The following is a 22,424-nucleotide window of genomic DNA, read 5'->3' as shown; positions in this document are numbered from 1 at the left end:
GTCCCGTAAGGTTGTGTTCAACGGCGCGGGGTGGAGCAGCTCGGTAGCTCGCTGGGCTCATAACCCAGAGGTCGCAGGTTCAAATCCTGTCCCCGCTACTGAAGGCGAAGGCCCGGATCTTCCGAGATCCGGGCCTTCGTCATGTTCCCGCGCCGCTTCCCCCGCCTCTCCCGCTTCATGCCCCTGCTTCATGACTCCGGGACGCGGCGGAGCCCCCGACGCGTCGCGTCAGGGGCTCCGTTCCGTCCGAAGGCCCGGGGGCCTTCGCGGCCGTACGTCAGGCGGTCGCGCAGTTGGGGCACACGCCCCGGTACGTGACCTCCACGTCCGAGATCGTGAAACCGAAGCGCTCCGTGTCCGGCAGGTCCGCCAGCGGGTTGCCGGCCGGGTGCACGTCGCGGATCGCGCCGCACCGGGCGCACACCAGGTGCTGGTGCGGACGGTGGGCGTTCGGGTCGTAGCGCTTGGCGCGCCGGTCCGTGGACACCTCCAGGACCTCACCCAGGGACACCAGCTCGCCCAGCGTGTTGTACACGGTCGCGCGGGAGATCTCGGGGAGCCGCTCCACCGCGCGCGCGTGAACCTCGTCAGCGGTCAGGTGAACGTGGTCCCCATCGAGGACCTCGGCCACGACCCGCCGCTGTGCGGTCATCCGCCAGCCGCGTCCGCGCAGTCGTTCCAACAGGTCACTCATGGAGACCAGCCTAACAGGGAGGGGACTCAGTCCCGAATGGGTGTGGCTTTGGATGAGGGCTTGACTTAGACAATGTCCATTGTAGGATCAGGGACGGCATTAGCCAAGGGACAGGATTTGCAGGAATGACGCAGGAGGCGCACGTGACGCAGGGACCGCTCACCACGGAGGCCGGGGCGCCGGTCGCCGACAACCAGAACAGCGAGACCGCGGGCGTCGCCGGTCCGGTTCTGGTGCAGGACCAGCTGCTGCTGGAGAAGCTCGCGCACTTCAACCGTGAGCGCATCCCGGAGCGCGTCGTCCACGCGCGCGGTGCCGGCGCGTACGGCACCTTCACGGTGACGGCCGACGTCACCCCGTACACCCGCGCGAAGTTCCTCTCCCAGGTCGGCAAGCAGACCGAGACCTTCCTGCGCTTCTCGACGGTCGCGGGCAACCTCGGTGCGGCCGACGCCGTGCGCGACCCGCGCGGCTTCGCACTGAAGTTCTACACCGAAGAGGGCAACTACGACCTCGTCGGCAACAACACCCCGGTGTTCTTCATCAAGGACGCCATCAAGTTCCCCGACTTCATCCACACCCAGAAGCGCGACCCGTACACCGGCTCGCAGGAGGCGGACAACGTCTGGGACTTCTGGAGCCTGTCGCCCGAGTCGACGCACCAGGTGACCTGGCTGTTCGGTGACCGCGGCATCCCGGCGAGCTACCGCCACATGGACGGCTTCGGCTCGCACACGTACCAGTGGAACAACGAGGCCGGCGAGGTCTTCTGGGTCAAGTACCACTTCAAGACCGACCAGGGCATCAAGTGCCTCACCCAGGCCGAGGCCAACAGGCTCGCCGGTGAGGACCCGGACTCGCACCAGCGCGACCTGCGCGAGGCGATCGAGCGCGGCGACCACCCGTCCTGGACCGTCGGCGTGCAGATCATGCCCGCCGCCGAGGCCGCGACGTACCGTTTCAACCCGTTCGACCTGACCAAGGTGTGGCCGCACGCGGACTACCCGGTCATCGAGATCGGCAAGCTGGAGCTCAACCGCAACCCGGAGAACATCTTCGCCGAGGTCGAGCAGTCCATCTTCAGCCCCGCGCACTTCGTGCCCGGCATCGGCCCGTCGCCCGACAAGATGCTCCAGGGCCGCCTCTTCGCGTACGGCGACGCCCACCGGTACCGCGTCGGCATCAACGCCGACCACCTGCCGGTGAACCGTCCGCACGCCACCGAGGCGCGCACCAACAGCCGTGACGGCTTCCTGTACGACGGCCGCCACAAGGGCGCGAAGAACTACGAGCCGAACAGCTTCGGCGGCCCGCACCAGATCGACCGTCCGCTGTGGCAGCCGATCCCGGTCACCGGCGCGACCGGCGAGCAGCCGGCGCCCGTCCACGCCGAGGACAACGACTTCGTCCAGGCGGGCAACCTCTACCGCCTCATGTCCGAGGACGAGAAGAACCGCCTGATCGAGAACCTGTCCGGGTTCATCGCCAAGGTGACGCGCGACGACATCGTCGAGCGCGCGATCAACAACTTCCGTCAGGCCGACGGAGACTTCGGCAAGCGGCTGGAGGCCGCGGTCCAGGCCCTGCGCGGCTGAACAGCACTGGATCGCTTGTCGTAGGAAGAGGGCCGGCTCCCACGCGGGGGCCGGCCCTCCGGCATGCTCACGGTCCCTAGGCCATCGTGACCGCTTCGCGGCGCACCGGCGCCCAGCAGCGGATGATGTCGCGTACGGAGACGATGCCGACGGGCCCGTGCCCGTCCAGCACGATCAGATGCCGGAAACCGCCATGGGACATGGCGTCGGCGGCGTCCTCCAGGGTCCAGCCCGGTGCGGCGAAGACGACGTCCGTCGTCGTGTGCGCGCCGGCCGTCTCCAGGTCCGGGTTCTGCCCGGCGCCGATGGAGACGAGGATGTCGCGTTCGGTGAGGATGCCGAGGCCGCTGGTGTCGTGGTCCAGGACCACGGCCGCGCCGACGCGGCGCGCCGCCATCAGGGCGGCGGCCTGGCGCAGGGTGTGGGCGGGGCCGATGGTGAGGACCACCGTGCTCATGGCGTCACGGACGAGCATGGACGGAGCCACCTCCTTGGTGAAGCGCTCCACGAGAACGCATTCACAAGTTCACAAGAGTGGGGGACTCCAGAGTGGCAGCCGACCGCGGCCTCAACAAGGGGTTCGGGCCACCTGGCGCACGCACGCCAGCACGGGCCGTGAGCGGCGTGGGGCGGGAGTGCCGGATCAGTACCGCTGGTTCAGATAGCCCAGCAGCTCCTCGTGGAGCAGACCGTTCGACGCCGCCGCGTTCCCGCTGTGCGGACCGGGCTTCCCGTCCAGGCCGGTGAACACGCCCCCCGCCTCCTGCACGACGATCGCGGTCGCCGCCATGTCCCACAGCGACAGCTCCGGCTCGGCGCAGATGTCCACCGAGCCCTCCGCGACCATCATGTACGGCCAGAAGTCGCCGTACCCGCGCGTCCGCCAGCACGCGCGCGTGAGGTCCAGGAAACCGTCCAGCCGGCCCTGCTCCTCCCAGCCGGTCAGCGACGAGTACGCGAACGACGCGTCCGACAGCTCCGCGACCTTCGACACGTGCAGCCGCGTCGCCGACGACAGGCTCCGCCCCGTGTACGCGCCCAGCCCCTTCGCGGCCCACCAGCGGCGGCCCAGCGCCGGCGCCGACACGACGCCCACCACGGGCTGGAAGCCCCCTTCGCCCGCCTCCATGAGGGAGATCAGCGTCGCCCAGACGGGGACCCCGCGCACGTAGTTCTTGGTGCCGTCGATGGGGTCGATCACCCAGCGGCGCGGGCCGGTGCCCTCCACGCCGTACTCCTCGCCCAGGATCGCGTCGCGCGGCCTGGCGCGCTGCAACTGGCCACGGATCAGCTCCTCGGCGGCGCGGTCGGCCTCGCTCACCGGCGTCATGTCCGGCTTGGTCTCCACCTTGAGGTCCAGAGCCCGGAACCGGTCCATGGTGGCGGCGTCGGCGGCGTCCGCGAGGACATGGGCAAGACGCAGATCATCGTGGTAATCGGCCATGGGCGGCACTCTATCCCGGTGGACCGGCCGCCTCCGCAGGGCCTCTTGACAGTGTGTGGCGGCCCGTCAACTCTGAGCGCACAGCCGCGTGGACTGGGAGGCGACGATGCCCACCGCCCGAGAGGCACTGCTCGACGCCGCGCTCGCGGCGCTCGCCGAACTGCCGTGGCCGGCGGTCCGCATGGTCGATGTGGCCGCCGCGGCGGGGGTCTCCCGGCAGACCCTCTACAACGAGTTCGGCAGCAAGCAGGGCCTCGCCCGGGCCCTGATACGCAGGGAGGCGGAGGCGTACCTCGACGGTGTCGAGCGCCTGCTGGACGCACGGGACGCCGGTGACCGCCTCCCGCGCGTCGCGGAGTGGATCGTCGCCCGGGCCCGGGACAGGCCGATCCTGCGGGCGCTGCTCACCGACTGCTGGGGCGACCGCCTCCCCGCGCCCCACCCCGTGCGCCCCCACCGCACCGACCGCCCCGTCGGCCGTGGGGGCCTGGGCACCCCGGGGCCCGGCGAGCTCGTCGCGGCGGTGCGGGACCGGTTACTGACCGGACTCGACGGCGGCGGCGGTGGCGGTGGTGGTGGCGGGAGCCGGGCGGCCGACGGGGCGTGGGTCTGCGAACTGGTGGTACGGCTGGCGCTGTCGTACGTCGTCGCGCCTCAGTGCGAGGAGCCCGACAGCTGGAGTCCGATCACGCCGACGATGACCAGCGTGATCGAGACGATCTTCAGCGTGGACACGACGTCGCCCAGGAAGACCATTCCGTAGATGGCGGTGCCCGCCGCCCCGATCCCGGTCCACACCGCGTACGCCGGACCGACGTCCAGCTTGCGCAGCGACAGGGTCAGCAGACCGAAGCTGCCCAGCGCGAAACAGGCGAAGGCCACCGTCGGCCACAGCCGGGTGAAGCCGTGCGAGAGCTTGAGGCAGACCGCGAAACCCGTCTCCAGCAACCCGGCGACCATCACGAGCAGCCACGCCATCGTCAGTGCCTCCCACGTCCGTGACCGCGTCGACCGCCCGGGCTGCTTCGACCGCTTCGGCTGACCGCCCTGGAGAGTCCGACTCCGTGCGATTATGCCCTTACGGGGCGTGAGGATCCGCACACGGGCGCGCGTCAGTCGCCTTCGCGTCGCTCCCGCGTCGCGAGCAGTCGCCGCAGGGAGTACAGCCGTGCCGGATCGGCGTGTCCCTTCGCCGCCCACTCGTCCAGCGCGCAGTCCGGCTCGTCGTGGCTGCACGCGCGCGGGCAGTTCTCCGTCCCGGGCACCAGGTCCGGGAAGGCGTTGATCACCCGGGACGGGTCGACATGGTGCAGTCCGAAGGACCGCACGCCGGGGGTGTCGATCACCCACCCCTCCGCGCGGTCCAGCGGCAGCGCGAGCGCCGAGGTGGTGGTGTGCCGGCCACGGCCCGTCACCGCGTTGACATCACCGGTGAGCCGGCGTCGGTCCTCCGGTACAAGGGCGTTGACCAGGGTGGTCTTGCCGACGCCCGAGTGGCCGACGAAGGCGGTGGTGCGGCCGGCGAGGTGCTCGCGGACCCGGTCGGCGGCGGTGTGCCCGTCGTACAGCTCGTCCTGGCTCGTCACGACGTACGGGATGTCGAGCGCCCCGTACAGGTCCAGCAGCTTCTCGGGCGGGGCCAGGTCCGACTTGGTCAGCACCAGCAGCGGTTCCAGTCCGCCGTCGAACGCCGCGACCAGGCAGCGGTCGATCAGCCGGGGCCGGGGCTCGGGGTCCGCCAGGGCCGTCACGATGGCGAGCTGGTCGGCGTTGGCGACGACGACCCGCTCGAACGGATCGTCGTCGTCGGCCGTGCGGCGCAGCACGGACGCCCGCTTCTCGATCCGGACGATCCGCGCCAGGGTGTCCTTGGTGCCCGACAGGTCACCGACGAGGGACACCCGGTCGCCCACCACGGCGGCCTTGCGGCCCAGCTCCCGCGCCTTCATCGCCATGACGACACGGTCGTCGACGAGGATCGTCAGCCGCCCCCGGTCCACGGTCAGGACCATGCCCTCGGCCGCGTCCTCGTGCTTGGGGCGGATGGTGGTGCGGGGCCGGGTGCCCTTGCGGTTGGGGCGGGAGGGGATGTCGTCCTCGTCCGTGTGCTTGCCGTAGCGGCGCATGTCGTCAGACCTCGAGCATTCCGGTCCACATCTGCGGGAATTCCGGCAGGGTCTTCGCGGTCGTCCCAACGTTCTCGATCATCACACCCGGGACGGCGAGACCGATGACCGAACCGGCCGTCGCCATCCGGTGGTCGTCGTACGTGTGGAACACGCCCTTGTGCAGCGGGCGGGGGCGGATGTGCAGGCCGTCCGCCGTTTCGGTGACATCGCCGCCCAGCTCGTTGATCTCCTTGGTCAGCGCCGCCAGCCGGTCCGTCTCGTGCAGGCGCAGGTGCGCGACGCCGCGCAGCGTGGAGGGCGAGTCGGCGAGCGCCGCGACCGCCGCGATGCCCGGCGTGAGCTCGCCGACCTCGCCGAGGTCCACGTCGATGCCGTGGATCGCGCCCGAGCCGGTGAAGGTCAGGCCCTGCTCGGTCAGCTCGCAGGAACCGCCCATTTCGGTGAAGATCTCGCGCAGCGCGTCACCGGGCTGGGTGGTGCGCTCCGGCCAGTCGGGGATGGTGATCCGCCCGCCGGTGACCAGGGCGGCGGCCAGGAACGGCTGGGCGTTGGACAGGTCGGGCTCGACCGTCAGGTCGCGGCCGAGCAGCGCGGAGGGGGAGACCCGCCACACGTTGGGCTCGCCGCCGGTCTCCGGCTCGTCGACCTGCGCGCCGACCGCGCGGAGCATGTCGACGGTCATCCGGATGTGCGGCATCGAGGGCAGCTTGGCGCCGGTGTGGCGCACCTCCACGCCCTGGTTGAAGCGCGGCGCGGACAGCAGCAGGGCGCTGACGAACTGGGAGGACGACGAGGCGTCGATCTCGACCGGGCCGCCGTCCAGCGCGCCGCTGCCGTGCACGGTCATCGGCAGCGAGCCGCGCCCGTCGTCGTCGATGCGGGCGCCCAGGGCGCGCAGGGCGTCGATCACGCCGTGCAGGGGCCGCTCGTAGGAGCGCGGGTCGCCGTCGAAGTCGACCGGGCCGTCGGCCAGGGCGGCGACCGGCGGCAGGAAGCGCATCACCGTACCGGCGTTGCCGACGTCGATGGTGGCCGGGCCGTGCAGGCCCGCCGGGATGATCCGCCACCGCTCACCGGTGCCGTCGGGGCCCACGCCCTCCTCGATGCCGACGCCGAGGGTGCGCAACGCCTCGGCCATCAGCAGGGTGTCGCGGGAGCGCAGCGGGCGGCGCAGCCAGCCGGGCTCGGAGGCGAGTGCGGCGAGCACCAGGCCACGGTTGGTGACCGATTTTGACCCGGGCACGGTGACGGTCGCGTCGACGGCTCCGCCGGCGTACGGGGCGGGCCAGAGGTCGAGGAGGGCGGGGCTCTCGGTCATGCCCTCACTTTAGACGGGCCCTATGGCCAGAGCTCACCCGCACAGCGGCGACCGGCGGGGCTCACAGCCCGAGCAGCCACCGTCCGCCGCCGATCAGCGAGCACAGCGACACCGCGTGGAACAGGAACAGCCACAGGGCCGGCGGCACGTGGGTGAGCCGGGCGAGCAGGTCGGCGTCGGAGTCCGGGGCCCCGCCCGCCCCTCTCCCGCCACCACCCACGAACGACGCTCCACGGCCGCCGTATCCCTGTCGCCGCTTGGCCTGGAGCTCGAAGGCGGGACGTACACCGCCCAGAAGGAGGAACCAGACGGCGCTGTACGCGAACGCCGACTGGACGGCCGGTCCCGTCAGCCACGACACGAGCAGGAAGGCCGCGCCCGTCACGAGCACGGTGAGGGCCCCGTACGCGTTGCGGATCATGACCAGCATGGCGATAAGGAGCGCGGTCGCCAGCCACAGCAGCAGCGTGATGTGGTGCGCGGCCAGCAGCCAGGCGCCACCGAGGCCGAGCAGCGAGGGTGCGGTGTAACCGGCGGCGGCGGTGAGGATCATGCCGAGGCCGGTCGGCTTGCCGCGGCTGACGGTGAGGCCGCTGGTGTCCGAGTGCAGCCGGACACCCTGCAACCGGCGCCCGCTGACCAGGGCCAGCAGCGCGTGGCCGCCCTCGTGGGCGATCGTGATGGCGTTGCGGGACACCCGCCAGAGCGCGCCGGGGACGGTGACGGCGAGGGCGGCGACGGCCGTCGCGACGACGAGCCACCTGTCCGGGGCGGGCTGGGTGCCGAACACGCGGTCCCAGAGGTCGGCAAGGCTCGTGCTGTCCATGGTCAGGGCTGCTCCTTGGGGCTGCGGCCTGTCTCCTGGCATGTCTCCGGGCGCGTCCGGCGTCTGAGCCGGCAGGTGACCCGATCCCCCGCCGCCCCCGACAACTGCGCACACCTCCGCCTTAGGCTCGTACCGCACACATAGGAGGGGTGGTAGCTGATGTGCGGACGGTACGCGGCGAGTCGAAGGCCCGAGGATCTCACGGGCCTGTTCGGCGTGGAGAAGCGGGAGCCCAAGGAGGCCCTGGAGCCCGACTGGAACGTGGCCCCCACCAAGGAGGTCTACGCGATCCTCGAACGCCCCCTCAAGGGGACGGATTCCCCGCGCCCGGTCCGGCAGCTGCGGACGCTGACCTGGGGGCTCGTACCGTCCTGGTCGAAGACCCCGGAGGGCGCCGCCCGGATGATCAACGCGCGGGCGGAGACGGTCCATGAGAAGCCGTCGTTCCGGCAGGCCTTCGCGACCCGCCGGTGCCTCCTGCCCGCCGACGGTTATTACGAGTGGGTGACCGGCACCGCCGAGCGGCAGTTGGAGGAGCAGGGCAAGAAGAAGCGCCCCCGTAAGCAGCCCTATTTCGTCACGCCCGCCGACGGGTCGGTCTTCGCGATGGCGGGGCTGTACGAGTTCTGGCGCGACCCCACCCTCCCGGCCGACCACCCGCGGGCCTGGTGGACCACCTGCTCGGTGATCACCACGGAGGCGGAAACCGGCCCCCTGGGGGTGGCCCCCGCCGAGGGACCGCGCTCGCTGGCCGACATCCACCCGCGCATGCCGCTGATGCTGACGCCCGACCGGTGGGACGCCTGGCTGGACCCGGCCCGTACGGACGCGGAGGAGCTGCGCTCCCTGCTCGCCCCGCCGCCCGGCGGCCTGATGCGGGCGTACCCGGTGACGACGGCCGTCAGCAACGTCCGCAACAACGGCCCCGAACTGCTGGAGGAACTCCCCGCACCGGAGGAGGGCACCCTCTTCTGAGGCGCCCTCGCCCCGCCCTTGGCACGATGATCGGGTGACCAAGACCCCCGCGGAGACCCCCGCGAGCAAGACCGAGACCGTGCCGACCGGGGTCGGTGACGCCCGCGTCACCTGGTACCCCGCCCGGGGCGACGCCCACCTCGTCGTGGCCCTCGGGCACGGTGCCGGGGGCGGCATCGAGGCCCGCGACCTCCAGGCGCTCGCCGCGACCCTGCCGGCCGCCGGCGTGACCGTCGCCCTGGTCGAGCAGCCCTGGCGGGTGGCCGGCAGGAAGCTGGCCCCCGCCCCCAAGACCCTCGACGCCGCCTGGCGGGACCTCTGGCTCGCGCTGCGCGTCCCCGGCCTGCCGATCGTGGCCGGCGGGCGCAGCGCCGGTGCCCGGGTGGCCTGCCGTACCGCCCGGGAGCTCGGCGCCCGCGCCGTACTCGCGCTCGGCTTCCCGCTCCACCCGCCGGGCAGGCCCGAGAGCTCCCGGGCGGACGAACTGCTCTCCACCGGGCTGCCCACCCTCGTCGTCCAGGGCGGGAACGACCCCTTCGGGAGGCCCGCGGAGTTCCCGGACGGGGATCACCGGCTGGTGGAGGTTCCCCACGGGGACCATGGGTTCGCCGTGGGGAAACGGGCGCCGCTGACCCAGGACGAAGCGCTCGCGGTGATCACCGGGGCCGTCGGGAGGTGGGTGGATTCCCTGCGGGAATGACGACCGGGCGGCCGGTTGTTGTCACGTGCGTCGGTGAAGTAGGCGAAGCCAGGAGAGGGAGTCCGTCGCATGGGTTCGATCATTTGCCCCAGCCGGTCCGAGGCCACTGAACTGGACTGGACTGTGCTGCCTGCGGCCAGGACCGCCCCCGCCAGGGCAACGAACCCGGGAAATCGGAAGGGACTGGCGCAGGAAGGTCGACTATTCTCCGATTCGAGCGGGTCCGCACTCGGTCTCGCCACAGCGCTGGAGGAGGTGGGTCCGGTCACCGGGACCGACACAGGGACCAACGACGGCCCCGAGGAGACGGAGACCGAGCGCAACGCGCGCTTCGAACGGGACGCCCTCGGCTACCTCGACCAGATGTACTCGGCCGCGCTGCGCATGACGCGCAATCCCGCCGATGCCGAGGACCTGGTCCAGGAGACGTATGCCAAGGCGTACGGGTCCTTCCACCAGTTCCGTGAGGGGACCAACCTCAAGGCCTGGCTGTACCGGATCCTCACCAACACCTTCATCAACTCGTATCGCAAGAAGCAGCGCGAGCCCCAGCGCAGCGCGGCCGAGGAGATCGAGGACTGGCAGCTCGCCCGCGCCGAGTCGCACATGTCCACCGGTCTGCGCTCCGCCGAGTCACAGGCGATGGACCGCCTGCCCGACTCCGACGTGAAGGAAGCGCTCCAGGCTATCCCCGAGGAGTTCCGCATCGCCGTGTATCTGGCCGATGTGGAGGGCTTTGCGTACAAGGAGATCGCGGACATCATGGGTACGCCCATCGGTACGGTGATGTCCCGACTGCACCGTGGCCGCCGCCAGCTGCGCGGCATGCTCGAGGATTACGCCCGCGAACGCGGCCTGGTCCCCGCGGGCGCCGGAGAGTCGTCGAACAACGGGAAAGGCTCGGGCTCATGAGCTGCGGAGAGCCGCACGAGACGGATTGCGCAGAGGTCCTCGGTCATCTCTACGAGTTCCTCGACCGCGAGATGCCCGACAGTGACTGCACCAAGTTCGAGGTGCACTTCGAGGAGTGCTCCCCGTGCCTGGAGAAGTACGGGCTCGAACAGGCCGTGAAGAAGCTGGTCAAGCGGTGCTGCGGCCATGACGACGTACCGAGCGACCTGCGGGCCAAGGTCATGGGGCGGATCGAGCTGATCCGGGCGGGGGAGACCGTGCCGGACGACGACGTGTCCGCCTCCACGCCGCGGACCCAGCCGCAGACCCAGGAGTAGCACCTCCCGACACCTCCTGCTTCCGTACGGACGGGGCGCGCCGCCATCGCCGCGGCGCTTCCTTCGCGTTCGCCGCGCACGCCGCGCACGCCGCGGCCGGTGTCAGGACGGTCACGACGGTCACGACGGTCACCCGAAGGGGCTAATCGATTCCGTCCGCCACCATCGCGCGGCCACCGGCTCGTAACCTGGCGCTCGATTCGGGGCCGGCGGGAGGCGGAGACGGTGGCGGGCATTCCGGCAGGGGCGCGTGCCTACATCACGGGCGCCGTGGCGTGCGCCGCCGCGTGCGCGCTGCCGGCGCTCGATCCCGACGCCCGCACCCCCTGGGGCGCCGTCGTGCTGCTCGCCGCGCTGTACGCCTTCTGCGAGTTACCCCACGTCTGTCCCGTCGGCAGACGCCTGCTGGGCGGCTCCGTGCCGGTGAGCTCCGGGTCGTTCTTCCCCGTCCTGCTCGCCGCCGCGCTGCTGCTGCCACCGGCCGCCGCCGCTCTGGTGGCCGTTCCCGGAGCCCTCGCCGCCCCGGTCGAGCGGCGGCCCGCCGGCCCCCGGCGGGTCTGGCGGGCCGCCCGGCTCGCCCTCGCCGCGTGGGCCGCCGCCCAGACGGCGGTCGCCGTCGGCGGCGGGGACGTCCTGTCCCCGGCGTCCCCCTCCCCGGCGTCCATGGTGTCCCCCGCGTCCATGGCGCCCGACTTCCCGTACGCGCTGCTGCCCGCCGGCCTGTCGACCCTCGCCTTCTGCGCGGTGCTCACCGCACTCGACGGCGGCATCCTCGCCACCGCCGAACGGGTCCCGGTGCGCAGCGCCTGGCGCGGGCTGCTCGCGCGGTCGCTCGCGCCGCACGCCGTGCACGGGCTGGCCGGGCTGATGATGGCGGTCCTGTGGCGCAGCCCGTACGGCTGGCCCGCCGCGCTGTTCGTCCTGCTGCCGATGTACATCTCGTGCTGGATGTTCGCGCAGTACCACCGCGAGCGCGGGGCGCACCAGGCGACGATCCGCGCGCTCGTCCAGGCCGTCGACATCAAGGACGCGTACACCCGCGGCCACAGCGAGCGCGTCGGACACGCCTCGGTGCTGATCGCCCGGGAGCTCGGCATGGACGAGGCGCGGCTGGAGGTCATCCGGTTCGCCGGGATCCTGCACGACGTGGGCAAGCTGGGCGTGCCGACGCGGGTGCTGCGCAAGGACGGGCCGCTGACGCCGGAGGAGCGGCGGGTGATCGAGCTGCACCCGGAGTACGGGCACGAGATCGTGCGCGGCATCGGGTTCCTGGGCGAGGCGCGCGCGGCGATCCTGCACCACCACGAGCGGTTGGACGGCAGCGGCTACCCCTACGGACTGAGGGGCCATCAGATCCCGGAGTTCGCCCGGGTCGTCGCCGTGGCGGACGCCTTCGACGCGATGACGTCGACCCGCTCCTACCGGCGGGCGCGGCCGGTGGGGACGGCGCTGGCGGAGCTGGAGCGGTGTGCGGGCACGCAGTTCGACCCCCGGATGGTCCGGGCCCTGGTGCGTGCGCTGGACCGGCACGGCTGGCAGCCGGCGGTCACCGCCGACGACCCGCACGAGACGGCGCGCGGAAACGTCCCTCCACCCCGTGACCCGGCCCGGCACCGGGCCCACGGTGGCGCGCGGGGCGGCGCCCCCGGGCACGGTGGCGGGCGGGACGGGGCGCCGTGACGGCGCTCCGGGCGGCACAGGCCCTGGCGGGGGCCCTCACCCTCGCCGGGCTCGGGTGGACGCTGTGGCACGGGGTGGCCGAGCCCGGGACCGCGCTCGCCTTCGGGCTGCTCATCGCCGTCGGCGAGCTCGCCCGCTGGGGCGCCCGTCGCGGTGAGAGGGAGCCCGCGCCCCTCGGAGCCGCCGGGGCCCTGGCGTACGCCCTGCTCGGCGAGTCCGCCGGGCTGCCCACCACCCACGGCGTCCTCCAGATCGTCGCCGTCGTCGTCGCGGGCACCCTGGCCGGGGCCGTACCGCACGTCGCCCGGGGCTGCCGGTTCGCCCACGACCACCTGGTGCGCCGGGTGCTGACCACCGCGTTCGCCGCCGTGTGCTTCCAGCCCCTCTACAACTCGGGGAGGCTGGACGCGGTCGTCGGGTACGGACCGTTCTACGCCCTCTTCCTCGCGCTGCTGCTGCTCCTGACCGCCCTGTGCGACGCCGTGCTCGCCGCCCTGACGCTGCACGCCCGCACCCGCTACCCCTACGGGGCGCTCCTGCGCGACGAGCTGCGCGCGCTGCTCGGCATCGGGTCGGCCGTGTGCGCCACCGGCGTCGTCATCGCCCTGGCCGTCGCGGTCGCGGGCCTCTGGGCGCTGCCCCTCTTCTGCGTACCGCTGCTGCTGACGCAGCTGTCCTTCCGCCGGTACGTCGCCGTCCGGGCCACCTACCGCCAGACCATCGCCTCCCTCGCCCGCGCCACCGAGATCGCCGGGTACACCTCTCCCGGGCACGCCCACCGGGTCGCGGCCCTCAGCCGGGCCGTGGGGCGTGAGCTGGGGCTGCCCGAGCCCGAGCTGACGGTGCTGGAGTACGCCGCGCTGATGCACGACATCGGGCAGCTCTCCCTGGTCGACCCGGTGCCGGAGGGCGCCACCGCCCTCCTCCCGGCCGCCGAACAGCGCCGTATCGCGCTCCTCGGAGGCGCCGTGGTGCGCCGGACCGGCGTCCCGGCGGCCGTCGCGGTCGTCGTGGAGCGGCAGGCCGACCCGTACCGCGAGCAGCCGGTGCCCGCCCGGATCGTCCGCGTGGTCAACGCGTACGACGACCTGTCCAGGGAAGCCGCCCAGGATGCACTCACCGCTCTGGAGCAGCTCAGGCTCGGCACCGCCCGGGACTACCACCCCGCGGTGGTGGAGTCCCTGGCCAGAGTCCTGGCGCGGGGCGGCGTCACCGGTCCCGCGGCTGGGTAACCCATGGGTAATGAGCGGGCGTGCGACCAGGCATGGTTGGATGCGAACAAGAGGGTGTCCGGGGGCAGAGACCTTCAGCGACCGGCGGACCGGCAGGCGGGAATCGTGAGGATCTTCGGGAAGGTACGGCATCGGCCCTCCGCCTCGTGGCGGCAGGCCACCGACCGCGCGTTCACGCTGATCGGGGACGGGCGGTACGAGGACGCGGGGGCGCTGCTGACGCGCGCGGCGGACCTGGAGCCCTGGCTCTCGGAGTCCTGGTTCAATCTGGCGCTGCTGCACAAGTTCCGGCACGACTGGGAGCAGGCGCGCAGCGCGGGCCTGCGGGCCGTCGCCCTGCTCGACAAGGAGACCGGCGCCCCGGACTGGTGGAACGTCGGCATCGCGGCCACCGCCCTGCAGGACTGGCCGCTGGCCCGTCGCGCCTGGCAGGCGTACGGCCTGAAGGTGCCCGGGGCCGCCGCGGCGAGCGGTGAGCCCACCGGGATGGAGCTGGGCAGCGCGGCCGTGCGGCTGTCGCCGGAGGGCGAGGCCGAGGTGGTGTGGGGCCGCAGGCTCGACCCGGCCCGGATGGAGGTGCTCTCCGTTCCGCTGCCGTCGTCGGGCCGGCGCTGGGGCGAGGTCGTCCTGCACGACGGGGTGCCCAACGGCGAGCGGACCACGGCGGCCGGGCACAGTTTCCCGGTGTTCGACGAGATCGAACTGTGGGCGCCGTCGCCCGTACCGACGTGGGTGGTGCTGCTGGAGGCGGCCACCGAGGCCGACCGGGACGCCCTGGAGCAGCTGGCGGCCGACGCCGGGTTCGCCGCCGAGGACTGGTCCTCGTCGGTGCGGCTGCTGTGCCGCACCTGTTCCGAGTCGCGGATGCCGAGCGCCGAGGGCGAGGGCGAACACCTGGACCCGCACGACCACAGCGAACCGGGGCATCCGGGACCGCTGGGCCACCGCTCGCCGGGCGAGCTGTGGGTGCCGGAGCGCGAGTGCGGCATCGCGGCGCCCGCCGGGCTGGTGCGCGGGCTGCTGGACGGCTGGGTGGCGGACAGCCCGGACAGCCGTGAGTGGCGGGATCTCGAGGAAGTCTGCTGAGCGCTGCCCGCGTAGGCTGTACGGGCACATCACAACGGGTAGCACTCAGGGAAGGCGCGAAGGCGGACATGGCGCAGCAGGAGACGGACCAGCAGGGCATCGACGCCCTCCCCGTGGACGACGAGGGCTTCGTCGTCGACACGGAGAACTGCGAAGAGCGCGAGCGTGCCCACCGCGAGCGCGGCACCTCCCGCCCCATCACGGTCGTCGGCAACCCGGTGCTGCACAAGGAGTGCGAGGACGTCACCGAGTTCGACGACAAGCTCGCGCGGCTGATCGACGACATGTTCGCCAGCCAGCGGACGGCGGAGGGCGTGGGCCTGGCCGCCAACCAGATCGGCGTGGACCTGAAGGTCTTCGTGTACGACTGCCCGGACGACGAGGGCGTGCGGCACACGGGCGTGGTCTGCAACCCGGTCCTGGAGGAGCTGCCGGCCGAGCGGCGCGTGCTCGACGACTCCAACGAGGGCTGCCTGTCGGTGCCGACGGCGTACGCCTCGCTGCCCCGGCCCGACTACGCCGTGGTGCGGGGCCAGGACCCCAAGGGCAACCCGATCAAGGTGCGCGGCACCGGGTACTTCGCCCGCTGCCTCCAGCACGAGACGGACCACCTGTACGGCTACCTGTACATCGACCGGCTGTCGAAGCGGGACCGCAAGGACGCGCTGAAGCAGATGGCCGAGGGGACGCCGCGCTACGAGGTCGTGGCGAACGACTGACCTGTCCGGGCTGCGCCGGGCCCCGTTCCGGTGACCGGGACGGGGCCTCGGCGTTGCCGCCATTGGGCGGACGAATGACGGTTCGGACGGGCCGTTGACGCGCGTCGACCGGACCCGCCAGGCTCGGCCGCATCCCCTTCACCGATGGAGGACCGATGCCCGGACGGACCGTACGACTCCTGCTCTCGCTTGTCATGCTCATGTCCGCAACGCTGGCCGGGGTGGTCGCCACCGCCGGCCCCGCGCACGCCGACGGCTGCTACACCTGGTCGCGCACCCTCTCCCAGGGTGCCTCCGGCGCCGACGTGACCCAGCTCCAGATCCGCGTCGCCGGCTACCCCGGCTACGGTGGCGTCCTCGCGGTCGACGGCGCCTACGGGCCGGCGACCACGGCGGCCGTCAAGCGGTTCCAGGCCGCGTACGGCCTCACCGCCGACGGCATCGCCGGACCCGCCACCTTCAGCAAGCTGTACGCCCTCCAGGACGAGGACTGCACGCCCGTCCACTTCGGCTACGGCGAGCTCAACGACTGCAACACCACCTGGGCGGGCGGCGCGGTCGACGCCGCCACCGCCAAGTCCAACGCCCTGCGCACCATGTGGAAGCTGGAGGCCCTGCGCCACGCCCTCGGCGACCAGCCCATCACCGTCACCAGCGGCTTCCGCTCGCACGCCTGCAACGACGCGGTCGGCGGGGCCTCCGGAAGCCGCCACCTATACGGGGACGCGGCCGACCTCGGCGCGGGCCCGCACTCCCTGTGCAGGCTGGCCCAGCAGGCCCGCAGCCACGGGTTCAACGGGATCCTCGGGCCGGGCTACCCCGGACACGGCGACCACACGCACCTCGACCACCGCGCGAGCCGCTTCTGGTCCGCCTCCGGCTGCGGCATCTGACGGGTCGGCAGGCGGGGCTGGTCGGCAGGCGGGGCGGGTCAGGAGGCCGCCCGCAGCGGGCCGCCGCGCCCTCCCGAACCGCGGAAGGTGCGGCGGTAGGCGTTGGGCGTGGTCCCCAGGCTGCGGAGGAAATGGTGCCGCAGCCCCGCGGCGTTGCCGAAGCCGGCCAGGCCCGCGATCGTGTCCACGGTGTCGTCCGTCGCCTCCAGCAACTCCTGTGCCAGCAGCACCCGCCGGCGCAGGAGCCACCGGTAGGGCGTGGTGCCCGTCTCCTGCTGGAAGCGGCGGGCGAAGGTGCGCGGTGACATGTGCGCCCGTGCGGCCAGCTGCTCGACGGTCATCTCCTGGTCCAGGTGCCGCTCCATCCAGTCCAGTACCTCCCCGACGGTGTCGCCCGGATTGCGCGGCAGCGGCCGGTCGATGTACTGCGCCTGCCCGCCATCGCGGTGGGGCGGCACCACCATGCGGCGGGCGATGGTGTTGGCGACCTCCGGTCCGTGCTCCTGCCGCACCAGGTGGAGGCAGGCGTCGATCCCGGCGGCGGTGCCCGCCGACGTGATGACCGGGCCGTCGTCGACGTACAGCACGTCGGGGTCGACCAGCGCCCGGGGGTGACGGCGCGTCAGCAGCTCGGCGTGGCGCCAGTGGGTGGTGCAGCGGCGCCCGTCGAGCAGCCCCGCGGCGCCCAGCACGAAGGCACCCGTGCAGACGGACAGCACGCGCGCCCCGCGCTCGACACCCTCGCGCAGGGCGGTCAGCAACGCCTCCGGGTACGGGCGGTCCACGTAACCGCCGCCCGCCGGTACGGCGATGAGGTCCGCGTCGGCCAGCCGGTCGAGACCGTGCTCCACCTCCAGGACGAAGCCCGCGTGGGTACGGAGCCGGGGGCCCTCGGCGGACGCCACGGCGAAGTCGTGGACGGGCAGCCCGTCGTCACTGCGGTCAAGTCCGAAGACCTCGCAGAGGACGCCGAGTTCGAAAGGGTGCACACCGTCGAGCAGGACGGCGGCCACGTTCTTCAGCATGCGACGAGTGTGGCAGTAATTCGATGGTTGATGACAGTCCTGCCACTGACTTTCCTCGTGCGGGACGGCGACAGTGGAGGACATGAACGCAATCCTCGACTACCTCGTCGTCACCGGAATACTCGTCCTTCTTCTGCTTCCCTCGCTCATCGGGCACGCCCGGGAGCGGGCCATCGACCGTCAGCTGCGCCGCGCCGAGCGCCCGGCGGCACCCAGCACCAGCCCGCCCGCCCCCGCGCCCACCGCGTACCAGAAGAGGTCCGGCGCGTTGAACGACGTGCCCAGGACCAGGCGGGCCGCCACGCTGTGAGCCGCCAGTGCGGCCGGGACACCCGTCAGCTGGAACAGCTCCACCGCACACGAGAAACCGAGGGCGATCCCGGCGGCGGCCCACGGCCGCAGCCGGGGCGCCACCAGCACCACCAGCGCGACCACCAGCACGGTGTAGAGCGCGTCACCCGCGTACTTCGCGACGGCGCCCGCCGCCGCGGACCGGATGCCCAGGCCCGCGGCGGCGGTCACCGCGGCGGCGGCGCACGCCGCCCACCGCGTGGCGACCACGGTCAGAAGTCCTCGTCGAGGTCGACCGAGCCCTCCACCGCCACCTGGTAGGCGGACGGGCGGCGCTCGAAGAAGTTCGTCAGCTCCTGGACGCCCTGGAGCTCCATGAACGAGAACGGGTTCTCCGAGCCGTACACCGGGGCGAACCCCAGGCGCGTCAGGCGCTGGTCGGCGACGCACTCCAGGTACTGGCGCATCGACTCGGTGTTCATGCCCGGCAGGCCGTCCCCGCACAGGTCGCGGCCGAACTGCAGCTCCGCATCCACGGCCTCCCTCAGCATGTCGGTCACCTGCTGCTGGAGCTCGTCGTCGAAGAGCTCGGGCTCCTCCTTGCGGACGGTGTCCACGACCTCGAACGCGAAGTTCATGTGCATCGTCTCGTCGCGGAACACCCAGTTGGTGCCGGTCGCCAGGCCGTGCAGCAGACCGCGCGAACGGAACCAGTACACGTACGCGAAGGCCCCGTAGAAGAACAGGCCCTCGATGCAGGCGGCGAAGCAGATCAGGTTCAGCAGGAACCGGCGGCGGTCGGCCTTCGTCTCCAGCCGGTCGATCTTCTCCACCGAGTCCATCCAGCGGAAGCAGAACCGCGCCTTCTCGCGGATGGACGGGATGTTCTCCACGGCGTCGAACGCCGCCGCGCGGTCCTCCGGGTCGGGCAGGTAGGTGTCGAGCAGCGTCAGATAGAACTGGACGTGCACGGCCTCCTCGAACAGCTGCCGCGACAGGTACAGCCGCGCCTCGGGCGAGTTGATGTGCTTGTAGAGCGTAAGGACCAGGTTGTTCGCGACGATCGAGTCGCCCGTCGCGAAGAACGCGACCAGCCGGCCGATCAGGTGCTGCTCACCCGGGGTGAGCCTGGCGAGGTCGGCCACGTCGGAGTGGAGGTCGACCTCCTCCACGGTCCAGGTGTTCTTGATGGCGTCCCGGTAGCGCTCGTAGAAGTCCGGGTAGCGCATCGGACGCAGGGTCAGCTCGAAGCCCGGGTCGAGCAGGTTCTTCTCGGTGGAGCTCATTACTGGCAGGCCTCGCAGGACTCGGGGTTTTCCAGGGAGCAGGCGACGGCGTCGGGCTCGGACACCTGCTGGGCGGGTACGGGGGCGGACGCCTGGGCGGCGCGGGCGATCCGGGTCGCCGGGCGCGAACGCAGGTAGTACGTCGTCTTCAGCCCCTGCTTCCAGGCGTACGCGTACATCGACGACAGCTTGCCGATGGTCGGCGTCTCCAGGAACAGGTTCAGCGACTGCGACTGGTCCAGGAACGGCGTCCGCGCCGCCGCCATGTCGATCAGGCCGCGCTGCGGGATCTCCCACGCCGTCCGGTACAGCTCGCGCACCTCGGCCGGGATCCAGGTGAAGCCCTGCACCGAGCCGCTGGACTCGCGCAGCGCCTCGCGGGTCTGCGCGTCCCACACGCCGAGCCGCTTCAGCTCGGCCACCAGGTAGGAGTTGACCTGGAGGAACTCGCCCGACAGCGTCTCGCGCTTGAACAGGTTGGAGACCTGCGGCTCGATGCACTCGTACACGCCCGCGATCGAGGCGATCGTCGCGGTCGGCGCGATGGCGAGGAGCAGGGAGTTGCGCATGCCGACCTCGGCGATGCGGGAGCGCAGGGCCGCCCACCGCTCCGGCCAGTTCAGCTCCACGTCGTAGTGGTCGGGGTGGAGCACCCCGCGCGCCGTCCGGGTCTTCTCCCAGGCCGGCAGCGGGCCGTTGCGCTCGGCGAGGTCGGCCGACGCCTCGTACGCCGCCAGCATGATCCGCTCGGCGATACGCGTCGACAGGGCACGCGCCTCGGGGGAGTCGAACGGCAGCTTCAGCTGGAAGAAGACGTCCTGCAGGCCCATCGCGCCCAGGCCCACCGGGCGCCACTTGGCGTTCGACCGCCCGGCCTGCTCGGTCGGGTAGAAGTTGATGTCGACGACCCGGTCGAGGAACGTCACCGCCGTACGGACCGTCTCGTCGAGCCGCTCCCAGTCGATGTCCCCGCCGGCCACGAACGCGCCGAGGTTCACCGAACCCAGGTTGCACACGGCCGTCTCACCGTCGTCCGTGACCTCCAGGATCTCGGTGCACAGGTTCGAGGAGTGGACCGTGTGGCCCGGCTCGGCGGTCTGGTTGGCCGTACGGTTGGAGGCGTCCTTGAACGTCATCCAGCCGTTGCCGGTCTGGGCCAGCGTCCGCATCATCCGGCCGTACAGGTCACGCGCCGGCATGGTCTTGCGGGCCAGGCCCCTGGCCTCGGCGGCGCGGTACGCGGCGTCGAACTCCTCGCCCCACAGGTCGACCAGCTCCGGCACGTCGGCCGGCGAGAACAGCGACCACTCGGCGTCGGCGTTGACCCGGCGCATGAACTCGTCCGGGATCCAGTGCGCCAGGTTCAGGTTGTGCGTACGCCGCGCGTCCTCGCCCGTGTTGTCGCGCAGCTCCAGGAACTCCTCGATGTCCGCGTGCCACGTCTCCAGGTACACGGCCGCCGCGCCCTTGCGCCGCCCGCCCTGGTTCACGGCCGCCACCGAGGCGTCCAGCGTCTTCAGGAACGGCACGATGCCGTTGGAGTGGCCGTTGGTGCCACGGATCAGCGAACCCCGGGCGCGGACGCGCGAGTACGACAGGCCGATGCCGCCCGCGTGCTTGGACAGGCGCGCGACCTGGTGGTAGCGGTCGTAGATCGAGTCCAGCTCGTCCAGCGGCGAGTCCAGCAGGTAGCAGGACGACATCTGCGGGTGGCGGGTACCGGAGTTGAACAGCGTCGGCGAGGACGGCAGGTAGTCGAGCCGGCTCATCAGGCCGTAGAGCGCCGCCACTTCCTCCAGTGCCCGCACGCTGTCGTCCTCCGCCAGCCCGGCGGCCACGCGCAGCATGAAGTGCTGCGGCGTCTCGATGACCTTGCGGGTGATCGGGTGCCGCAGCAGGTAGCGGGAGTACAGCGTCCGCAGCCCGAAGTAGCCGAACCGGTCGTCACCGGCGGGGTCGATCAGCGCGTCCATCCGGGGAGCGTGGAGCCGTACGAACGCGGCCGTACGGTCCGCGATCAGGCCCTCCCGGTGACCGACGGCCACCGACGCCGAGAACGACACCGCTCCCTGGCCCGCCGCCTCCTCGGCGATGGTCCGGGTCAGCAGCCGGGCCGCGAGCCGTGAGTACGCCGGGTCCTCGGAGATCAGCCCGGCGGCGGCCTCGGTGGCGAGCTCCCGCAGCTCCGCCTCGTCCGACCCGGCGTGCCGGCCGCGCAGCGCGGCGGCGGCGACCCGGCCGGGGTCGGTGTCGGGCAGATCGGCGGTGAGGTCCGTCAGGACCCGCAGCAGCACGGTCCCGGGTCCATCGGTCTCCGCGTCCCTGGCTGTGGCCGGATCGGCTGGCGCGATGGTCACGTGGGGGCTCTCCCTCGCTCGGCTCGGGGCCACCGGCGGGCGGGGCGGGGGAGCGGGGACGCGCCCGGGCACAGGGGCGCACGCACCGCGTCCACCGGCCCATTCCGCGAGGCCCGGACGTCTCGGCGCCCGGGCCGGATGGCCGGACGCACCGTCGGCAGGTCTTCGGACTCATGGGTGCGCAAAGGCAGACCAATACACCGTTGCGGGACAGTTCCGGATTCGCACCGGATTCCCCTGCGGCGACAGCGAGATGAGCATACATGTGGGGGGCGGCCCGTGGACCACCCCCCACATCTTGTGTCGGCGGACACAAGTCAGAGCGCGAGCGCGTACGTGTGGAGCGTGACGCCGGGGATCGGCCGCCAGTCCCGCTCCGGCGTGCGGACGAACCCGAGCCGCTCGTACACGCGGTGTGCGGCGTGCATCGCCTGCTGCGAGGAGAGCACCAGCCGCCGGCATCCCTCCGTCGCCCGGGCCCGGTCCGCGCACGCCCGTACGAGCGCCTCCCCGGCGCCGCGCCGCCGCGCCTCCCTCGCCACCGCGAGCATCCGGATCTCCGCCTCGCCGTCCCGCGCGAGCTCGGCCCACGGCCGGCCGGCCCGGGCGAACGTGACACCGCCCAGCACCCGTTCCGTCCCCTCCGCCTGGCCGACGGCCACCAGCACCTCCGCCTCGGCGGCCCGCCGGGCCACGTCCCGCAGCTCGATCAGGTACTCATCGCTGTCGCCGAAGGCCAGCAGCCCGTCTCCGAGGTACGCCTGGGCGGTGACCTCGCCCAGCGTGCCGTGCTCCTCCGGCCGTACCGCTCTGATCGTGATGTCCATGGTCCGAGTGTGGACGCGCACGGCGACGGGCCGCCGTATTTCCGTCTCCGGAATTACGGCGGCCCGTCGTTCGGTCACTCGCCCAGGGGCGTCCCTAAGCCGTGTCGGCAAAGCTCCG

At 72.2% G+C, this 22,424-nt stretch carries 23 protein-coding genes, 1 tRNA gene and 1 riboswitch; of the genes, 12 read left to right on the top strand and 12 right to left on the bottom strand.

Going from position 1 to position 22,424, the window contains the following annotated elements:
* Nucleotides 1-24: 24 nt before the first annotated feature.
* Nucleotides 25-98 (top strand) — tRNA-Met (locus ABZZ38_RS16845).
* Nucleotides 99-277: 179 nt separating this feature from the next.
* Here the strand turns inward: ABZZ38_RS16845 and ABZZ38_RS16840 are convergent.
* Entirely contained in the window at nt 278-694 is a 417-nt protein-coding gene (locus ABZZ38_RS16840) for a Fur family transcriptional regulator (protein WP_356740223.1), read from the bottom strand.
* Between the two features lie 143 nt (nt 695-837).
* Between ABZZ38_RS16840 and ABZZ38_RS16835 the strand changes: the two genes are divergently transcribed.
* Nucleotides 838-2,289: a catalase gene (locus ABZZ38_RS16835; protein WP_356740221.1), complete on the top strand. Its 1,452-nt coding sequence runs from the start codon at nt 838-840 to the stop codon at nt 2,287-2,289.
* Nucleotides 2,290-2,365: 76 nt separating this feature from the next.
* On the opposite strand, the gene ABZZ38_RS16830 is transcribed toward ABZZ38_RS16835, so the two are convergent.
* The gene (locus tag ABZZ38_RS16830) at nt 2,366-2,764 is read right to left on the bottom strand and encodes a CBS domain-containing protein (RefSeq protein WP_356740219.1); all 399 of its coding nucleotides are present in this window, start codon (nt 2,762-2,764) and stop codon (nt 2,366-2,368) included.
* Between the two features lie 168 nt (nt 2,765-2,932).
* Nucleotides 2,933-3,733, bottom strand: a complete 801-nt coding sequence (gene hisN / locus ABZZ38_RS16825) for a histidinol-phosphatase (protein WP_356740217.1) — start codon at nt 3,731-3,733, stop codon at nt 2,933-2,935.
* A 106-nt stretch (nt 3,734-3,839) separates the two neighbouring features.
* Here hisN and ABZZ38_RS16820 point away from each other — a divergent pair, with 106 nt between their 5' ends.
* Nucleotides 3,840-4,496 (top strand): TetR/AcrR family transcriptional regulator, encoded by a 657-nt coding sequence (locus ABZZ38_RS16820; protein WP_356740215.1) that lies wholly within the window; start codon nt 3,840-3,842, stop codon nt 4,494-4,496.
* Here the strand turns inward: ABZZ38_RS16820 and ABZZ38_RS16815 are convergent.
* The 4 genes from ABZZ38_RS16815 to ABZZ38_RS16800 form a co-directional block, all read right to left on the bottom strand.
* The gene (locus ABZZ38_RS16815; RefSeq protein WP_356740213.1) at nt 4,388-4,711 is read right to left on the bottom strand and encodes a multidrug efflux SMR transporter; all 324 of its coding nucleotides are present in this window, start codon (nt 4,709-4,711) and stop codon (nt 4,388-4,390) included. The two genes, ABZZ38_RS16820 and ABZZ38_RS16815, sit on opposite strands and share 109 nt — an antisense overlap.
* A gap of 134 nt (nt 4,712-4,845) precedes the next feature.
* Entirely contained in the window at nt 4,846-5,859 is a 1,014-nt protein-coding gene (rsgA, locus tag ABZZ38_RS16810; protein ID WP_356740211.1) for a ribosome small subunit-dependent GTPase A, read from the bottom strand.
* A 4-nt stretch (nt 5,860-5,863) separates the two neighbouring features.
* On the bottom strand, nt 5,864-7,180 hold the full coding sequence (gene aroA / locus ABZZ38_RS16805; RefSeq protein WP_356740209.1) for a 3-phosphoshikimate 1-carboxyvinyltransferase: 1,317 nt from the start codon (nt 7,178-7,180) through the stop codon (nt 5,864-5,866).
* 61 nt (nt 7,181-7,241) lie between these two features.
* The gene (locus tag ABZZ38_RS16800; protein WP_356740207.1) at nt 7,242-8,006 is read right to left on the bottom strand and encodes a M50 family metallopeptidase; all 765 of its coding nucleotides are present in this window, start codon (nt 8,004-8,006) and stop codon (nt 7,242-7,244) included.
* 159 nt (nt 8,007-8,165) lie between these two features.
* Between ABZZ38_RS16800 and ABZZ38_RS16795 the strand changes: the two genes are divergently transcribed.
* The 9 genes from ABZZ38_RS16795 (at nt 8,166) to ABZZ38_RS16755 (ending at nt 16,520) form a co-directional block, all read left to right on the top strand.
* Complete coding sequence (locus ABZZ38_RS16795) at nt 8,166-8,981, top strand: SOS response-associated peptidase (protein ID WP_356740205.1); 816 nt, start codon at nt 8,166-8,168, stop codon at nt 8,979-8,981.
* 34 nt (nt 8,982-9,015) lie between these two features.
* On the top strand, nt 9,016-9,681 hold the full coding sequence (locus tag ABZZ38_RS16790; protein WP_356740203.1) for an alpha/beta family hydrolase: 666 nt from the start codon (nt 9,016-9,018) through the stop codon (nt 9,679-9,681).
* A 255-nt stretch (nt 9,682-9,936) separates the two neighbouring features.
* Nucleotides 9,937-10,593 (top strand): sigma-70 family RNA polymerase sigma factor, encoded by a 657-nt coding sequence (locus tag ABZZ38_RS16785; protein WP_356740201.1) that lies wholly within the window; start codon nt 9,937-9,939, stop codon nt 10,591-10,593.
* Nucleotides 10,590-10,910, top strand: a complete 321-nt coding sequence (gene rsrA, locus ABZZ38_RS16780) for a mycothiol system anti-sigma-R factor (protein WP_356740199.1) — start codon at nt 10,590-10,592, stop codon at nt 10,908-10,910. Before ABZZ38_RS16785 ends, rsrA begins: the two co-directional genes overlap by 4 nt.
* 225 nt (nt 10,911-11,135) lie before the next feature.
* On the top strand, nt 11,136-12,590 hold the full coding sequence (locus tag ABZZ38_RS16775) for an HD-GYP domain-containing protein (protein ID WP_356740197.1): 1,455 nt from the start codon (nt 11,136-11,138) through the stop codon (nt 12,588-12,590).
* Nucleotides 12,587-13,822, top strand: coding sequence for an HDOD domain-containing protein (locus tag ABZZ38_RS16770; protein ID WP_356740195.1), 1,236 nt, complete (start codon nt 12,587-12,589; stop codon nt 13,820-13,822). The genes ABZZ38_RS16775 and ABZZ38_RS16770 overlap by 4 nt, the downstream gene beginning before the upstream one ends.
* Before the next feature lie 105 nt (nt 13,823-13,927).
* Nucleotides 13,928-14,908: a hypothetical protein gene (locus ABZZ38_RS16765; protein WP_356740193.1), complete on the top strand. Its 981-nt coding sequence runs from the start codon at nt 13,928-13,930 to the stop codon at nt 14,906-14,908.
* Between the two features lie 68 nt (nt 14,909-14,976).
* On the top strand, nt 14,977-15,627 hold the full coding sequence (gene def / locus ABZZ38_RS16760; RefSeq protein ID WP_356740191.1) for a peptide deformylase: 651 nt from the start codon (nt 14,977-14,979) through the stop codon (nt 15,625-15,627).
* Between the two features lie 155 nt (nt 15,628-15,782).
* The gene (locus ABZZ38_RS16755; RefSeq protein ID WP_356740189.1) at nt 15,783-16,520 is read left to right on the top strand and encodes a D-Ala-D-Ala carboxypeptidase family metallohydrolase; all 738 of its coding nucleotides are present in this window, start codon (nt 15,783-15,785) and stop codon (nt 16,518-16,520) included.
* Between the two features lie 38 nt (nt 16,521-16,558).
* On the opposite strand, the gene ABZZ38_RS16750 is transcribed toward ABZZ38_RS16755, so the two are convergent.
* The 5 genes from ABZZ38_RS16750 to ABZZ38_RS16730 all read right to left on the bottom strand — a co-directional run bounded on the left by ABZZ38_RS16750 (nt 16,559) and on the right by ABZZ38_RS16730 (nt 22,306).
* Nucleotides 16,559-17,545: a helix-turn-helix domain-containing protein gene (locus ABZZ38_RS16750; RefSeq protein ID WP_356740187.1), complete on the bottom strand. Its 987-nt coding sequence runs from the start codon at nt 17,543-17,545 to the stop codon at nt 16,559-16,561.
* A gap of 180 nt (nt 17,546-17,725) precedes the next feature.
* Complete coding sequence (locus tag ABZZ38_RS16745) at nt 17,726-18,106, bottom strand: DUF2809 domain-containing protein (protein WP_356740185.1); 381 nt, start codon at nt 18,104-18,106, stop codon at nt 17,726-17,728.
* Between the two features lie 2 nt (nt 18,107-18,108).
* A complete protein-coding gene (locus ABZZ38_RS16740) occupies nt 18,109-19,122 on the bottom strand; it encodes a ribonucleotide-diphosphate reductase subunit beta (protein ID WP_356740183.1) in 1,014 nt (337 codons plus the stop codon).
* Nucleotides 19,122-21,479: a ribonucleoside-diphosphate reductase subunit alpha gene (locus ABZZ38_RS16735; protein ID WP_356740181.1), complete on the bottom strand. Its 2,358-nt coding sequence runs from the start codon at nt 21,477-21,479 to the stop codon at nt 19,122-19,124. Before ABZZ38_RS16735 ends, ABZZ38_RS16740 begins: the two co-directional genes overlap by 1 nt.
* Before the next feature lie 138 nt (nt 21,480-21,617).
* Nucleotides 21,618-21,783: riboswitch (cobalamin riboswitch) on the bottom strand.
* A 13-nt stretch (nt 21,784-21,796) separates the two neighbouring features.
* On the bottom strand, nt 21,797-22,306 hold the full coding sequence (locus tag ABZZ38_RS16730) for a GNAT family N-acetyltransferase (RefSeq protein WP_356740179.1): 510 nt from the start codon (nt 22,304-22,306) through the stop codon (nt 21,797-21,799).
* Nucleotides 22,307-22,424 lie beyond the last annotated feature (118 nt).

It is taken from the genome of Streptomyces sp. NPDC006368 (assembly GCF_040612535.1).
Taxonomy (GTDB): Bacteria; Actinomycetota; Actinomycetes; order Streptomycetales; family Streptomycetaceae; genus Streptomyces.
The sequence above is the reverse complement of the archived record's forward strand: the minus strand, read 5'-3'. Positions and strand labels throughout refer to the sequence as shown.

Coding starts and splice junctions, on each gene's coding strand:
- ABZZ38_RS16840 (WP_356740223.1), bottom strand. CDS start 694: ATGAGTGACCTGTTGGAACGACTGCGCGGACGCGGCTGGCGGATGACC.
- ABZZ38_RS16830 (WP_356740219.1), bottom strand. CDS start 2,764: ATGCTCGTCCGTGACGCCATGAGCACGGTGGTCCTCACCATCGGCCCC.
- hisN (WP_356740217.1), bottom strand. CDS start 3,733: ATGGCCGATTACCACGATGATCTGCGTCTTGCCCATGTCCTCGCGGAC.
- ABZZ38_RS16820 (WP_356740215.1), top strand. CDS start 3,840: ATGCCCACCGCCCGAGAGGCACTGCTCGACGCCGCGCTCGCGGCGCTC.
- ABZZ38_RS16815 (WP_356740213.1), bottom strand. CDS start 4,711: ATGGCGTGGCTGCTCGTGATGGTCGCCGGGTTGCTGGAGACGGGTTTC.
- rsgA (WP_356740211.1), bottom strand. CDS start 5,859: ATGCGCCGCTACGGCAAGCACACGGACGAGGACGACATCCCCTCCCGC.
- aroA (WP_356740209.1), bottom strand. CDS start 7,180: ATGACCGAGAGCCCCGCCCTCCTCGACCTCTGGCCCGCCCCGTACGCC.
- ABZZ38_RS16800 (WP_356740207.1), bottom strand. CDS start 8,006: ATGGACAGCACGAGCCTTGCCGACCTCTGGGACCGCGTGTTCGGCACC.
- ABZZ38_RS16795 (WP_356740205.1), top strand. CDS start 8,166: ATGTGCGGACGGTACGCGGCGAGTCGAAGGCCCGAGGATCTCACGGGC.
- rsrA (WP_356740199.1), top strand. CDS start 10,590: ATGAGCTGCGGAGAGCCGCACGAGACGGATTGCGCAGAGGTCCTCGGT.
- def (WP_356740191.1), top strand. CDS start 14,977: ATGGCGCAGCAGGAGACGGACCAGCAGGGCATCGACGCCCTCCCCGTG.
- ABZZ38_RS16755 (WP_356740189.1), top strand. CDS start 15,783: ATGCCCGGACGGACCGTACGACTCCTGCTCTCGCTTGTCATGCTCATG.
- ABZZ38_RS16750 (WP_356740187.1), bottom strand. CDS start 17,545: ATGCTGAAGAACGTGGCCGCCGTCCTGCTCGACGGTGTGCACCCTTTC.
- ABZZ38_RS16740 (WP_356740183.1), bottom strand. CDS start 19,122: ATGAGCTCCACCGAGAAGAACCTGCTCGACCCGGGCTTCGAGCTGACC.
- ABZZ38_RS16730 (WP_356740179.1), bottom strand. CDS start 22,306: ATGGACATCACGATCAGAGCGGTACGGCCGGAGGAGCACGGCACGCTG.